Raw genomic sequence first — 14,097 nt, 5'->3', positions numbered from 1 at the left:
GATGTCCCTATATTCTCGCGCTACGCTCCTCTGTCTCGCCGCCTTCGGCACATCCGCCATGGCAGAGACCAGCGGCCCTCAACCGGCCCAAATCTCGTTAAATAACACTTATATCAATGATGCCATCTTGCCGCCGAGCATCACCTGGCACGGCACCAGCGAAGCCTTGCTGCGCGCGGCAGATGACCCTTGGGCGACCCCCTTCGAGCAGGGCGGTCTCAAGTCCAGCCCCAGCTATGACGACACCTTCGCCTGGCTGGACAAGCTGCTCGCCACCAGCGACAAGCTCCGCAAGGTTTCCTTGGGTAAGAGCCCTCAGGGGCGAGATATCTGGATGATAGTGGCGAGCCAGGAGGGCGCGGCGACCCCCGATGCACTCCAGGCCAACGGCAAGCCTAGCTTGCTGGTGCAGGCGGGGATCCACTCGGGTGAGATAGATGGCAAGGATGCGGGCATGATGTTGCTGCGCGACATGGTGATGGGAGACAAGCAGGCGCTATTAACCGGTGCGAACCTCCTCTTCGTGCCCATCTTCAGCGTCGATGCCCACGAGCGCAGCGGCCAGTTTAACAGGGTTAACCAGCGTGGCCCGGTGGAGATGGGCTGGCGCACCACGGCCAATAACCTCAACCTTAATCGTGACTACGCCAAGGCAGATACCCTAGAGATGCAACATATGTTGGCGGCGATTAATCGTTGGCAGCCGGATCTCTATATCGATGTGCATGTCACCGACGGCATCGATTATCAGTATGACGTCACCTTCGGCTATAACCTGGCCCAGGGCCTGAGCCCCGCCAGTTATCGCTGGCTCAATGATAAGTATCGTCCTCGAGTGGAACAGGCGCTCAGCGCCCAGGGGCATGTACCCGGCCCTTTGGTGTTCGCCCTCGACAATCGTGATTTGAGCCAGGGTTTGTCCTTGTGGAACGCCAGTCCACGCTACTCGAACGGCTATGGTGACGCGCGCCATCTGCCGACCATATTGATCGAGAATCACAGCCTCAAGCCTTTTAAGCAGCGGGTTCTGGGCACCTATGTGATGCTGGCCTCGACCCTAGAGGTGCTGGGCGAGCAGGGCACGGCGCTGCGTAGCGCCATCAAGCAGGACAGCTATCGCTATAGCGACCGTATCACACTCACCTGGCAATCGGAGACTCAGCCAAAGGGCTGGGACTTTAAAGGGATAGACTATCGCCTGGAGCTGAGCCCCATCAGCGGCGAGACAGTGGTGCGCTGGACCGGCGAGCCCAAGCTGTACGAGAACCTGGCCGTGAAGGGTAAGACCCGTGCCGACATCAAGGTGAATCGCCCCAAGGCTTACTATATTCCGCCCCAGTGGCAGGCAGTGATCGAGCGCCTGAGTATTCACGGTATCCGCATGACGCGCCTGGAGCAGGCACAGACACTCACCCTGACCCAATATCGATTCGGTGAGCCGGCCTTTGATGCCAAGGATTACGAGGGGCGTCAGCGGGTCTCTGCCCCTGTGTCCAGCCATAAGACTAAGGTGGTGCTGCCAGCGGGCACTGTGAAGATCAGCACTCATCAGCCGCTCGGCGATCTGGCGATTCTCCTGCTGGAGCCGCAGTCGCCCGATTCGCTGCTGCAGTGGGGCTTCTTCAATCCCATCTTTACCCGCACCGAATATATCGAGCACTATGCGGTAGAGCCGCTGGCGACCAAGATGCTCGAAGAAGATCCCGCCCTGGCGGCCGAGTTTGAGGCCGCGCTCAGGGAACCTGAGTTTGCCAAGGATGCCGAGGCGAGACTGCGCTGGTTCTATGAGCGTAGCCCCTATTACGACAAGCTGTACGGTGTCTATCCCGTGCTAAGGGACTAAACCAAAAAGCAGGCCTGGCCTGCTTTTTTATGCCTGTTTATTCGGGCCTGTATGTTCGGGTCTGACTAACGAGGCGTTACTCCAGTGCCTTTGGCTTGCTGGCCGACAGGCTGTAGACCATAGGGATCGGCTTGCCCTGATGCAGCTGATAATATCTGGGCCTGTCGCTGGTCAGTCCCAGGCTCTCACCTGTCACCAGATTGTCGAAGGCGTCGTAGGGACTGAAAGGAAACTCCTCAATCGCATCTATCCTGAGCCCGGCTTGGATGAGCGCCCCTATCACGTCGGCCAACGAGTGAGGCCAGGTCACCATGGTGTGTTTCGTGTCGCTGGCATTTTCCGTGTAAGTGCCTTCTTCCTCAACATCACCCTCCTGCTGGGCGAAGTAGCTGTAACCCTCCATCATCGCCTGCACGGGATGAAACTCCACCATATAAAACTGGCCTCCCGGTAGCAGCGACTGATGGACCAGCTCGGCCCAACGCCGTAGATCTGGCAGCCAGCAGAGGGCGCCATAGGAGGTGTAGACCATATCGAATTGCTGTTGCAGTTGAGCACCAGCCTGATAAACATCGCTACAGATGAAATTGGCCTCGAGTCCGCAGGCCTTAGCCAGCTGCTGGGCGTGATGAATGGCGGTATCGGACAGATCGACTCCGGTCACCTCGGCGCCCAGGCGTGCCAGGGAGAGGGTGTCCAGACCGAAATGACACTGCAGATGTAGCAGGCTTTTCCCTTCCACCTCAAGCGCTGCCAACTCTATCTCCTGCAAGGAGCTGTTACCGGCGAGAAAGCCTTCGACATCGTAGAAGCTGGATTCTAGGTGTTCTAAGGTTCTGTGATTCCAGGCCGTTCGATTTAGGGTTAAGTAATCCACTGGGCGCCTCATAAGTTGATGAAGTATTTCACTAAATAGTAACTAATCCCACGAACCAGGTGGTGATGTCGCCACCCTCAAATCGTGCAAACATAACAATAACACATTAAAAACAATAAGATAACTTGTTGGCATGCTATCTGCTTAGTTGGGCTATCTAAGACGCCACTTTGAGGCGTGACGAATGACTCTAATAAAGAATAAGGAAGGTTTTTATGTTGGCTCGCGCAATTACTATGGTGACCGCCCTGGTACTCGGACTCACTGGATGCATTGTGAATGTGAACAGTGCGGGTAGGGACAACTTCGATTATCACAAGCAGACTCAACTGACCCTGGAGGCCCAGTCGCTAGATACCCTGGTCGCCGATACGGGCGCTGGTAGCCTGAAGATAGTGGGTGATGTCTCGGTTGAGCAGATCACCCTAGACGCCGACATCTATGGTTATGATGGCGCCGAGCCCGAGTTGACACTTACCCGCAGCGGCAACAAGGCCAAGCTGGTGGCTAACTTCGACAGCTTTCATCGCATGAGCTTCTCAAATGGTCAGTCGCCCTACATAGATCTTATGGTGAAGGTGCCTGCCGACATGATGCTGGATATTCACGATGGTTCGGGCAGCATAGTGATCCGCGGCGTGCAGGCTGACATGCAGATTGAAGATGGCTCCGGCGCCATAGAGATAGATGGCGGGAACAAGCTCACCATAGACGACGGCTCGGGCAGTATCTCGCTCACCAATGTGGCGGGTGATATTCAGGTTAAGGATGGCTCAGGCAGCCTGACTATCGCATCGGTAAAAGGAGATGTGGAGATCGACGACGGCTCGGGTGCCATAGAGGTTAGAGGGATCAAAGGTAAGGTCACCATAGACGATGGCTCAGGCGGCATTAGTGTGGTGGACACCCAGGGGCTTCACATCATAGACGCCGGCTCAGGCAGCCTCAGCTTCGACAAGATTCAGGGTCAGGTCAGCATAGACTAAGCCAGGACTTCCCGGCGCAGAGGCTAATCTCGGGGTCGCACGAACCTAGGGATTAGCCGATGCCCACCCTTTAAACCTGAAACCTGGGGTCAGGCTCTGGCTAGCTTACGCGGCGCCAAAGGCTGGCGAGCTTGCAGATATTGGCGGATCACCAAGATGCTGGCAAGCAGCAGGAGTCCCCAGCGCAGACCGATGATCTGCCAGGCCATCTGCGAAGAGGTTTCCTTGTATTGGCATGCCAGCAGTGTGATCAGCAGTACGCCTGCCATTACTCCCCAACGCTTAGGCGACATACGCACCAAGGGGATATAGGAGGCAACGTAGGCGCAACTTAGTCCCAATAAGGCGCCAGCCAGGACGTCTACCGGCCAATGGGCACCCACCAAGATGCGTGATAGCGCCACCATGTCAGCCCCCATCAGCAACGCCCACTTGCTCTTCTTATCTCGCATGACCATGAGTAAGGTGCCGGCAAACAGGAAGGCGCTGGTGCTGTGGCCCGAGGGAAAGCTGTGGTGCAGGCGTGTCTCGCCGACGATATAGAGAAAATCCAGGGCCGCCGCCGGTCTGGGGGCATCGAAATACTGTTTCAGCAGGGGGACTAAGATCATCGACAGCAGGCTGGCGGTCAGCACTCGCGGCATCAGCTCGGGGCGACGCAGCAGGCAGATGAGTACGATAGTGCCCAGTGTGCTGCCGTGGCCGAGATCTGTAATTGCGAGCTGTAGCCACTGCGGCACCTTGGGCGAGAGGCCGTTGATGGCATGAAAGAGGTTAAGGTTAAGAACCTGATTCAGGCAGAGGAGCATGAGCATGCTGACCAGCAGTAGCAGGGCGCCATAGCGGCTGCGATCTGTGGTCATCATCAGGGAGGTTTCCCTGGCGTTCTGAGCCTGGGTCAGTCTGAACATGGCACACCTCTTCATCTTAGGAGTCCCCAGTGTAGGCTCCTAAGTGTGAAGAAAGCGTGAATCTTGGTGAAAGTCTTACGCCTTTTGGGTGGTTAACCTTGCAATGCCTGCCAACGCCTTGGTGCGATACATGGCACCATATTCGCGCCAGATCAACATAGCGGCAGTGGCGATCAGGCCCCACCTGAGCATGAGTATCGGCCAGATAAGATCTTTATCGAAACTCTTATCCAGTTCGCATATCACGAGTACCAACCAGAGGAAGGCCATGATCAGCGCCTTGTGTAACTGGCTTAGCTTGACCAGAGGGCAATGGGCCGCTGCGTAGGCGCAGAAGAGGCCGACGAAGGCGCCCATGATCACATCCTGTGGCCAGTGCGCACCGACAACGATACGCGACAGTCCCACCAGGCTGGCGAAGCCGATTGCTAGGCATTTGATCTGCGTCTGCCTAAAGGCGAAGAAGAGGGTGCCGGCAAACAGGAAGGCGGTGGCGGTATGGCCTGACGGGAAACTGTGTTTGAGGCGGATCTCGCCGACAATATTGAGAGTCTCCAGCAACACGGCCGGACGAGGAGCATCGAAGGTCTGCTTCAGCAGGGGCACTATGATCAGCGACAGCACGCTGGCGATGACGACCCTGAGCAGGAGCTCCGGACGTTTCACCAGGCAGCAGAGAGTGATCACCCCAAGGGTGACGCCATTGCCGAGATCTGTGATCAGCAGGAGGAGATCGGCGGGTGCGTAGGCCGCAATGCCGTTAAAGAATCTAAATAGGGATAGATTGTTCGAGGCGTCTAACACTAAGAGGTGTAGACAAAGTAGAAACAAGAGTAACCCAATAAAGCCGCGTCCCTGGTACTTGTCTTGCGCAGGCATTCCCATCGCCTTTGCTTGTTGTTGTAAATTCATAGTCTTTCCACATAAACGCGCCCGCCTACGATAGTGGTTTGTTATGGGTAAGTAAAGGCGTTTAACCCGATGTAAAACCTGGGTTTACATCTTGTTGGACCGAGTCGCGCTGGTTTGTTCTGGTTTTAGCCTATGATTTACAGCTGCTTTCCCTTGCATTTTCTACGGGTTTTCATCATTTGAATCAAAGTGTATTAGCGCAACTTTTTGCGCTTTTGTGAGCCTTTTCACGGCGATCTCCCGCTTCAGGGCTGCCGAGCGACTGCCGACCCGTTCACGATAGACCAGGGTCAGTGGCCCCTTGCCCCTGAGATACTTGGCGGTCTTGGGGCCATTGTCACTATGCTCCTTGAAGCGGCGATCGATATCTGTGGTGATCCCCGTGTAGAGGTGGCCGTTGGCGCAGCGGATCATGTAGAGGCTCCAAGACCCTGCGCTCATCGCTTCTTGTGTCATCTTAGGCCATCCCTAACAGGCCGAGGAAGAAGGCATACTCTTCGGCCGTATCTTCATAGTGGCGATAACGGCCGCTCTTGCCGCCGTGACCTGCCTCCATGTCGATATGAAACAGTAATAGATGGTCGTCTTGTTTGAGCTCTCTGAGTTTAGCCACCCACTTGGCGGGCTCGAAATACTGTACCTGAGAGTCATGCAGGCCAGTGGTGACCAGCAGGTGTGGGTAGGCCTGGCGGCAGATGTTGTCGTAGGGGGAGTAGCTCAACATGTAGCGGTAGGCCTTGGCCTGATTCGGGTTACCCCATTCGTCATATTCGTTGGTGGTGAGGGGCAGGGACTCGTCTAGCATGGTGGTGACCACATCGATGAAGGGAACGTGCGCCGCCACGGCGAAATAATGCTGCGGTGCCTGATTGATCACCGCACCCATCAGCAGGCCACCGGCACTGCCGCCACTGGCGACCACCTTATCCCGGGCGCAGTAACCTAGCTTCACCAGGGCCTGGGTGACGTCGATAAAGTCATTGAAACTGTTCTGTTTCTGCATCAGGCGACCGGCATCGTACCAGGGGCGCCCCAGCATTTCACCGCCGCGAATGTGGGCGACGGCATAGACGAAGCCGCGATCCAGCAGGCTGAGGATGGCGCTGTCGAAGTCGGGCTCTATGGTGTAGCCGTAGGCGCCATAGCCATATTGATACAAGGGGTTGCTGCCATCCTGGCGGAATCTGTCCTTACGATAGACCAGGGTTACGGGCACCTTGGCGCCATCTCGGGCGTCGATGAACAGTCGCTCGGTCTGGTAGTGCTGGCTATCGAAGTTGCCGAGCACCCGTTCCTGTTTCAGCAGTTGCCTCGGCGTTGCCTGGGTGAGATCTACCTGGTAGATAGATTCCGGCGTCGATGGGCTGGCATAGTAGATACGCAGATAATGGCTGTCCTGGGTTGGATTCACGTCCAGCCCCACCACGTAGGCGGCATCGTCGAAGCTGAGTTCATAGGCCGGGGCGTCGTCGGGCTGTATAAGGATCTGGCTCAGTCCCTGCTGGCGATACTGCACCACCAAATAGTCTTTCAGTACCAGGAGATCTTCCAGGCGCCGCGACTCGTCTGCCGGGAGTATCTCCTGCCAGCTGTGCTTGTCGGCGAAGCTCGACTCGAGCGCCTTCATCAGCCGGAAATTTACCGCCTGCCAATTGGTCAGTATGTAATACTCATCGCCCCGCTTGGCCACCGAATATTCGTGACCCGTCTCGCGCGGCAGCAGCGGCTTAAAGTGTCCCTCGGCCTGCTGGGCATCCAACACAGAGACCTCGCTGGTGAGCGTGCTCTCATGAGTGAGCACGATACGCGACTCATCCAGGCTCTTGCCGATCGACAGATAGAAGCTGTCGTCTGTTTCCTGATAAACCAGACGGTCATTAGCCTGGGGATCGCCCAAACGGTGGCAATAGACACGGTTGCCCAGCAGGGTTTGCGGATCCTTGGCGATATAGAAGAGGTGTTTGTTGTCGTTGGCCCAGACGATTTCGCCGTCTGTGTCGGTTAGGCTGTCCTCGAGCCAGCTCTCTTGGTCGAGTCGTTTGATGCGGATGGTATAGATGCGGCGACTCAGGGTGTCTTCGCTGATCGCCAGCAGGGTTTCATCTGGGCTGACGCTCAAGCCGCCCAGGCTATAAAACTCCTTACCCTCGGCGCGCTCGTTGGCATCTAACAGCAGCTGCTCTTCGCCCTCTAACGCTCGCTTACGGCCAAACAGGGGGTACTCGTCGTCTCCCCGGTAGCGCTTATAGTACCAATGCCCATGCCAGCGATAGGGGACGCTGGACTCATCCTTGTCCACACGGCCAACCAGCTCCTGAAACAGTGTCTGTTGCAACGACTCGAAGGGGGCGAAGCAGGCCTTATGGTAGCGGTTTTCCGCCGCTAGGTGCGCCAGTACCTCGGGGGACTGACGGTCATCGTCCCTAAGCCAATAGTAGTCATCGATACGCTCATCGCCATGGTGCTTGAGTACATGAGGCTGTTTGCGGGCGATAGGAGGAGTTATCCCTGACATAGGACTGACCTTATTCTGAATCGAAAGTGAGCGGGTGCTGGAGCAAGAGCTTAGGTGATCTGGCTTATATTTGTCACCCCTGACGCTTGTACTTTGATGGATTTAGGCGCAACATAGCCACGCTTTCCATCGACGGAGAGTACATTCTCAGGGCGGGGTGAGACTCCCCACCGGCGGTGATCAATCCATTCGGGTTGTCAGCCCGCGAGCGCCTATTTGCATCTAGGTATTAGTTTGCAACTAGGGTCAGCAGATCTGGTGAAGTGCGCGCCAAGCAATCTATTCCAGAGCCGACGGTAATGAGCACCTAGTGCACTAAGTCCGGATGAAAGAGAATATAAGATAGCGTGACTGCGAGAAGATGAGGCCAAGCCCCTGCTTTTCTCGTGCCTGCACACCTCTTATTCGGCGAGCCGAGATAATTTTATCTCAAGGCGCGCCATTTTCTGTATGCCCTGATTCTGGAAAAACCATTTTATTAGTCTTACTAAGGATTTAACCATGAATCAGTCTCTACTTTCTCCCTTTGGTGATGCCATCACTCGTGTCGAAGCTGCCTTAGCCGCGCTAAGGGCCGGTCAAGGCGTGCTGGTGGTCGACGATGAAGATCGTGAAAACGAAGGGGATCTTATTTATAGCGCAGAACACCTGACCCAGGCGCAGATGGCACTGTTGATCCGTGAATGCAGCGGCATCGTCTGTCTCTGTCTCACTGACGAGCGCGTGAAACAGCTGGATCTCCCCCCCATGGTGGCAGACAACTCCAGCCAGTATGGCACCGCCTTTACCGTGAGCATCGAGGCCAAGGTGGGGGTAACCACAGGGGTGTCGGCGGCCGATCGCGTGACGACCATCAAGGCCGCCATTGCCGATGATGCCAAACCGAGCGATCTGGCGCGTCCTGGCCATGTCTACCCACTACGGGCACAGCCAGGTGGCGTATTGACGCGTCGCGGCCACACCGAGGGTACGATCGATCTGATGAAACTGGCCGGGCTCAAGCCGGCCGGTGTGTTGTGTGAAGTGACCAATGTCGATGGCACCATGGCCCGTCTGCCTGAGATCATCGCCTTCGGCGAGCAGCATAAGATGCCTGTGCTGACCATCGAAGATATCGTCTGCTATCGCAAGTCGCTACTCGAACAGGCGAGCTAATTCGACGCTCGTCGGTTCACATTTGTGGACTCTATTGAGTATCTATAGTGAACAAAGAGTCATATATTGGCTCTTTGTTTATTATTAGGACGCAAAAATCTCCCTGTTAACCGTCTTCTGGTTTGTCAAAACCTGTGCCAGCTTAGGTAGCTGGGGCCCAAAGTCGTTCTCACCAAATCTTCCTACCAATTTAAATGTTAATAAAAAATAAAGGCTTATTGGATATTGCGCCATAGATCCGTCAATTTCGTGACCTAGATTAGACTTTGGTTAAATAGGTGTGACGCCGGGCCTTAGGCTATGTTACTACTCTCAGACCCTAATTCCCTCGTGTCTGCTTTTGTGATTGTCGAGCAAGGAGCGCTTTAGATGTCATCTATGCTGAACCGGTATAGTTTGAGCCAGAAATTAATCTTGCTGGCGACTATCCCCATGTTGTTGCTGCTGATCTTCGGCTGCTTGCGCATGTTCGATCTGATCGAGCGGCAGCAGACGGCTCAACGTAATGCCCTTGGGGTGATGATCACAGAGCAGACCCAGAAGCTGATTTATGCTCTGCAGAACGAACGCGGCCTGTCGGCCGGTTTTATTGCCAGCAAGGGGGAGCGATTTGAACGGCGGCTGCAGACCCAGCGGCGTCAGACTGAAAAGGCGTTTCAGGAGCTACTCGATGCTCCCAATATTGCCAACTTGCATCTTTCCCTGAGCGAGATAGATAGACCCAGCGTCAACCTGCAACAGAGTGTCGATACCATTCATAGTCTCGCCGCGCGGCTGGAGGAGGTGCGTCAGGATGTCGATAGGCTCAAGGAGAGTGGCAGTTTCAGCTTCTACAGCGAGTTTACCCAGCACCTCCTGGTGCTCATCTCCCAGATCCAGTCTCAGGTGCAAAATACCCTGCTCGCCAAGGCCTATAACGATCTCATCCATATGCTTAAATTGCAGGAGCTTGCGGGCAAGGATAGAGACTTGCTGAACCGGCTGCTGTCGGCCGATAGCCTGGATTATCAGTCCTATCTTGCTGGCTATTCGATGGAAAATGAGCTGAATGATGCCTTCCATGAGCTGTTGTCCACGACCTCCATGGCGGATCTCGTGCTTATCCAGGAGACCCTGGACAATGAAGCGACCCAGGAGTTGGCTCTGATGAAGGAGCGGGTGAGGGGGCAGGTGAACCTGATTCTGCTCGCCAATCGAATCCGGGAAAGGCTGGGGTATGGTGGCCTGATCGATCACTTTCAGGATTACCTGCTCGGAGGCGAGGCGTCCAATATTACGCTGTTCGAAGAGGATCGTCAGGCGATACAGGAATCGCTGCGTCAGGCACAGGGGTTACCCTATGTGACATCGGTACAGCGTAAGGCGTTAGAGCAAATTGCTAACGCTGTGTCGCAATATCGTGAGGCGATATACGCTCAGCGCCAGCATAAGTTGTCAGGCAATACCGGGCCCTTGCCGCTAGTCAGGGAAGAGCAGCCTATGCTGGAGGCGCTGTCACTGTTACAGCATCAACCCCCTGCGGTGACCAGCGAAGCCTGGTGGGCCTTGGCCAGTGAGTCCTTGAGCCAGATGAATCAGGCCAGCCTGATCTTGAGTGGCAATATTGCCTTGTTGGTGGAACGGCAGGGGCGTGAGGCGCTGGGTTATTTGGTGCTCGGTATCATGGCTGCCATGTGCAACTTTCTGTTCTTGATCGTCTTGGGTCGCCTCATAGTCAACAACCTGGTGACCCGTATCGGTACCATAGCCTCTCTGATGCAGCGCATGGCCCAGAATACTCAGCTGCAGCTGTCAGTGCCGGTGGATGGGCGAGACGAGGTCGCCAAGATGGCGATGGCCCTCAACGCCATGTTGAGCGAGCGCCAGAAGGCCAACCGTGAACTCTCCCTGGCCTCGGCAGTGTTTGAATACTGCGCCGAAGGGATAGTGGTCACCGACAAGGATAACCTGATCGAGGCGGTGAACCCCGCCTTTACCCAGATCACCGGCTATACCCTGGCGGAGGTCAAGGGACGCAGCCCGGCGATCCTTAATTCTCATCAGCAGCCTCATCACTTCTACGAGCAGATGTGGCAGTCGCTCAAGCAGTACGGCAAGTGGCAGGGGGAGATCTGGAACAAGCGTAAGAATGGCCAGATCTATCCCGAATACCTAGCCATTACCGTGGTTAAGGATGACAAGGGGCGGGTGGTACAGCATATCGGCCTCTTCCTGGATATCAGCAATCGTAAGAAGTACGAACAGGATATCTGGTACAAGTCCAACTATGATGCCCTGACCAACCTGCCTAATCGTCAGCTTTATACCTCGCGTCTGTCGCAGATGCTGCAGCTGGCGGAGCAACGTTGTTGCTCGGTGGCCGTGCTCTTCATCGATCTGGACAGATTTAAGTACATCAATGACATCTATGGCCATGCTGTGGGTGACGAGCTGTTGCAGGTGGCGGCGGCTAGGCTGGAAGCCCTGTTGGAACAGCACGATTTCGTGGCGCGGCTTAGCGGCGATGAGTTTGTGGTGGTTATGGGGCACACCAAACATCAGGGCGAGATAGAGCTGCGGGCGAAGCAGATATTGCAGCACCTGTCATCGCCCTTCGGCATCAATCGCAACGAGTTGCTGATCTCCGCCAGCGTCGGTATCAGCTGCTACCCCAGCAACGGCACCAGTGTCGAGGTGCTGACCCGTAATGCCGAGACAGCCATGTATCAGGCAAAACAAGATGGCCGCAACTGCTTCGGTTACTTCTCGCCCGATATGAACAACAACATGTTGGCACGTATCACTCTGGAGCAGTCGCTGCGAAGCGCCGTGTTGCAACATGAGTTTTGCCTGCATTATCAGCCGATTGTCGATACCAGCAGCGGTGAAGGCATAGCCCTCGAGGCCCTGCTGCGTTGGCGTCATCCGCAGCGGGGCTTGGTCCCCCCCGATGAATTTATTCCCATCGCCGAGGAGACTGGGCTGATCGAGCCTATCGGAGAGTGGGTGATCCAGCAGGCGCTGCGGGATCTGCGTCAATGGCATAACCAGGGGATTATGATCAACATGGCGATCAACGTCTCTGGCCGCCAGCTGGCCCATGGTGACCCAAGCCATTTCGCCTGTATGCTCAACGGCCTGCTGCAGAAGTATGATGTGGCGCCTCAATATATCCATATAGAGATCACCGAATCGATGCTGATGGCCGATACCGAGCTATCCCTCGCGGCGCTGACGGCGATTCGCCATCTGGGGGTCGAGATCTATCTGGATGATTTTGGCACCGGCTACTCTTCTTTGAGCTATTTAAAGCAGTTCCCCATCTCAGTGATCAAGATAGACAAGAGCTTCGTCGACAACATGCTGGAAGACAGGGCAGATGCCAACCTGATCAAGGCGATCATCACCATGGGACAGAGTCTGGATATGCGCCTGGTGGCCGAAGGGGTGGAGAGTGAGCCTCAACGTAGCTTCCTACAGGGATTAGGTTGTGATTTCGTGCAGGGTTATCTTGTTGCTAAGCCTATGCCTGTGAGCGAGCTCGAGCCCTTGCTGCAGCGCATCGTTCGGGTGAGACCGACTTCTCTGCAGTAATCATTTATACCAATCGTAATAAACAATTGATCATTCTAGCTTGTTAAAATGCTCGATAACTGTATTAGTATTTTTAATTGTAGAATAACTACTTATCTAAAAATCCTGCTTTGTTCTCAAGCGTTTTTCCTGCGCTATTTCTGATCACATGTTTACTGTGATTGGTATTAGATCTGTGTTTGTGATCGGCAGCTATTTGCCAATGACCACAGGTAAGCGTGATCTTGAGGAAATTAGGCGAGCGACTTTGGAGTGAGGTCTATTGGTTCTGCTCTGTGGGGTGAGTCCTGTGGGTTGAGGCCTGTGGGTTGAGGCCTGTGGGTTGAGGCCTGTGGGGGAGTTGAAGGCGGGGCGTTATGCCCCGCATCGGGCTTATTCGCCGACTGTCATCACGCTGGCAGACTCCTGCTGAGCCATCTGTGCCAGATCTTTATCGACGAAGAATAGCGCCTTGCCATCTTCGCCTACCAGACGGATCTTATCGACGATAGACTTGAACAGCTTCTCCTCTTCGTGCTGCTCAGACACATACCATTGCAGGAAGTTGAAGGTCGAGTAGTCCTGATTGGTAAAGGCGGTGTGAGCCAGGGCGTTGATCTTGCTTGTGATCATCTGCTCATGCTCATAGGTGTATTCAAACAGGGCAAGCAGCGATTCGAACTGTGATTGAGGCGCCTCGATCGCCCCCAGCAGCGGCATGCCACCGGTTTCGCTGACATAGGTAAATAGACGATGCATGTGCTGCATCTCTTCGTCGGCGTGAGCACGCATAAATTTCGCGGCACCCTCAAAGCCCTTGTCTTCACACCAGGCGCTCATCTGTAGGTAGAGGTTAGAGGAGAAGAACTCCACATTAATTTGCGCGTTCAACTGATCTATCATCGTTTGTGCCAGCATAGTTACTTCCTTAATTGGGTCATTTCTAATTGCTTAGGGCCTGTTTATCTTTCAGGTTCAGTTTTTGTTCGATCTAAACGGGTTTAGATGAACCCTTTGGGCAGCGTTTTTAGGCCATTTCTGCTGCGCTATCGCCAGTTTGTGTTGAATAACGACAGGATTCAGGCTCTGCCTTGTATCAATTACCCTCAAACTGCGGCAAAAACAAACAGGAAAGGTACAGGCCCTTTTTATTGTGTTTAACCCCCCGGCGAATTGCAACCATCTTTACTTAACTCAATGTTTTTAAATGCAAATAATTATCGTTAATGGCTTAATTAAGTGGCTCTTCGTTCAATTGTTACATTTGCTAACCAAATCATGCGGATTTATTAACACTTTGTCTCTAGGCTTTAGGGTCAAGAATTTAATCTCATGACCCCGGCCGA

General features: G+C 54.7%; 9 protein-coding genes, 1 pseudogene and 1 riboswitch. Of the genes and pseudogenes, 4 read left to right on the top strand and 6 right to left on the bottom strand.

Going from position 1 to position 14,097, the window contains the following annotated elements:
• Position 1 precedes the first annotated feature (1 nt).
• Complete coding sequence (locus tag L2731_RS13475) at positions 2–1,843, top strand: M14 family metallopeptidase (protein WP_249253620.1); 1,842 nt, start codon at positions 2–4, stop codon at positions 1,841–1,843.
• Positions 1,844–1,919: 76 nt separating this feature from the next.
• Here L2731_RS13475 and L2731_RS13470 read toward each other — a convergent pair whose 3' ends face one another.
• Entirely contained in the window at positions 1,920–2,720 is an 801-nt protein-coding gene (locus L2731_RS13470; RefSeq protein WP_239853872.1) for a class I SAM-dependent methyltransferase, read from the bottom strand.
• A gap of 215 nt (positions 2,721–2,935) precedes the next feature.
• On the opposite strand from L2731_RS13470, the gene L2731_RS13465 reads away from it, so the two are divergent.
• On the top strand, positions 2,936–3,706 hold the full coding sequence (locus L2731_RS13465; RefSeq protein WP_249253618.1) for a DUF4097 family beta strand repeat-containing protein: 771 nt from the start codon (positions 2,936–2,938) through the stop codon (positions 3,704–3,706).
• Between the two features lie 89 nt (positions 3,707–3,795).
• On the opposite strand, the gene L2731_RS13460 is transcribed toward L2731_RS13465, so the two are convergent.
• The 4 genes and pseudogenes from L2731_RS13460 to L2731_RS13445 form a co-directional block, all read right to left on the bottom strand.
• Positions 3,796–4,617, bottom strand: a complete 822-nt coding sequence (locus tag L2731_RS13460) for a phosphatase PAP2 family protein (protein WP_249253616.1) — start codon at positions 4,615–4,617, stop codon at positions 3,796–3,798.
• 75 nt (positions 4,618–4,692) lie between these two features.
• The gene (locus tag L2731_RS13455) at positions 4,693–5,529 is read right to left on the bottom strand and encodes a phosphatase PAP2 family protein (protein ID WP_249253614.1); all 837 of its coding nucleotides are present in this window, start codon (positions 5,527–5,529) and stop codon (positions 4,693–4,695) included.
• A gap of 162 nt (positions 5,530–5,691) precedes the next feature.
• Positions 5,692–5,955 (bottom strand): annotated as a pseudogene (locus L2731_RS13450) (GIY-YIG nuclease family protein); the annotation flags it as partial.
• A 31-nt stretch (positions 5,956–5,986) separates the two neighbouring features.
• Positions 5,987–8,044 (bottom strand): S9 family peptidase, encoded by a 2,058-nt coding sequence (locus L2731_RS13445; protein ID WP_249253612.1) that lies wholly within the window; start codon positions 8,042–8,044, stop codon positions 5,987–5,989.
• A 139-nt stretch (positions 8,045–8,183) separates the two neighbouring features.
• A riboswitch (FMN riboswitch) is annotated at positions 8,184–8,385 on the top strand.
• A gap of 160 nt (positions 8,386–8,545) precedes the next feature.
• Between L2731_RS13445 and ribB the strand changes: the two genes are divergently transcribed.
• Positions 8,546–9,199, top strand: coding sequence for a 3,4-dihydroxy-2-butanone-4-phosphate synthase (gene ribB / locus L2731_RS13440; RefSeq protein ID WP_041509640.1), 654 nt, complete (start codon positions 8,546–8,548; stop codon positions 9,197–9,199).
• A 396-nt stretch (positions 9,200–9,595) separates the two neighbouring features.
• Positions 9,596–12,772, top strand: a complete 3,177-nt coding sequence (locus L2731_RS13435; RefSeq protein ID WP_249253610.1) for an EAL domain-containing protein — start codon at positions 9,596–9,598, stop codon at positions 12,770–12,772.
• 372 nt (positions 12,773–13,144) lie between these two features.
• On the opposite strand, the gene ftnA is transcribed toward L2731_RS13435, so the two are convergent.
• Complete coding sequence (gene ftnA, locus L2731_RS13430) at positions 13,145–13,669, bottom strand: non-heme ferritin (RefSeq protein WP_041509641.1); 525 nt, start codon at positions 13,667–13,669, stop codon at positions 13,145–13,147.
• Positions 13,670–14,097 lie beyond the last annotated feature (428 nt).

This window comes from Shewanella aquimarina (genome assembly GCF_023349185.1).
Lineage (GTDB): Bacteria > Pseudomonadota > Gammaproteobacteria > Enterobacterales > Shewanellaceae > Shewanella > Shewanella aquimarina.
Note: the sequence above shows the minus strand (reverse complement) of the source record. Positions and strands in the feature narration are given on the sequence as shown.

Excerpts from the sequence above, each read along its gene's own strand:
- L2731_RS13445 (WP_249253612.1), bottom strand. The coding sequence starts at position 8,044 with ATGTCAGGGATAACTCCTCCTATCGCCCGCAAACAGCCTCATGTACTC.
- ftnA (WP_041509641.1), bottom strand. The coding sequence starts at position 13,669 with ATGCTGGCACAAACGATGATAGATCAGTTGAACGCGCAAATTAATGTG.
- L2731_RS13460 (WP_249253616.1), bottom strand. The coding sequence starts at position 4,617 with ATGTTCAGACTGACCCAGGCTCAGAACGCCAGGGAAACCTCCCTGATG.
- L2731_RS13475 (WP_249253620.1), top strand. The coding sequence starts at position 2 with ATGTCCCTATATTCTCGCGCTACGCTCCTCTGTCTCGCCGCCTTCGGC.
- ribB (WP_041509640.1), top strand. The coding sequence starts at position 8,546 with ATGAATCAGTCTCTACTTTCTCCCTTTGGTGATGCCATCACTCGTGTC.
- L2731_RS13455 (WP_249253614.1), bottom strand. The coding sequence starts at position 5,529 with ATGAATTTACAACAACAAGCAAAGGCGATGGGAATGCCTGCGCAAGAC.
- L2731_RS13465 (WP_249253618.1), top strand. The coding sequence starts at position 2,936 with ATGTTGGCTCGCGCAATTACTATGGTGACCGCCCTGGTACTCGGACTC.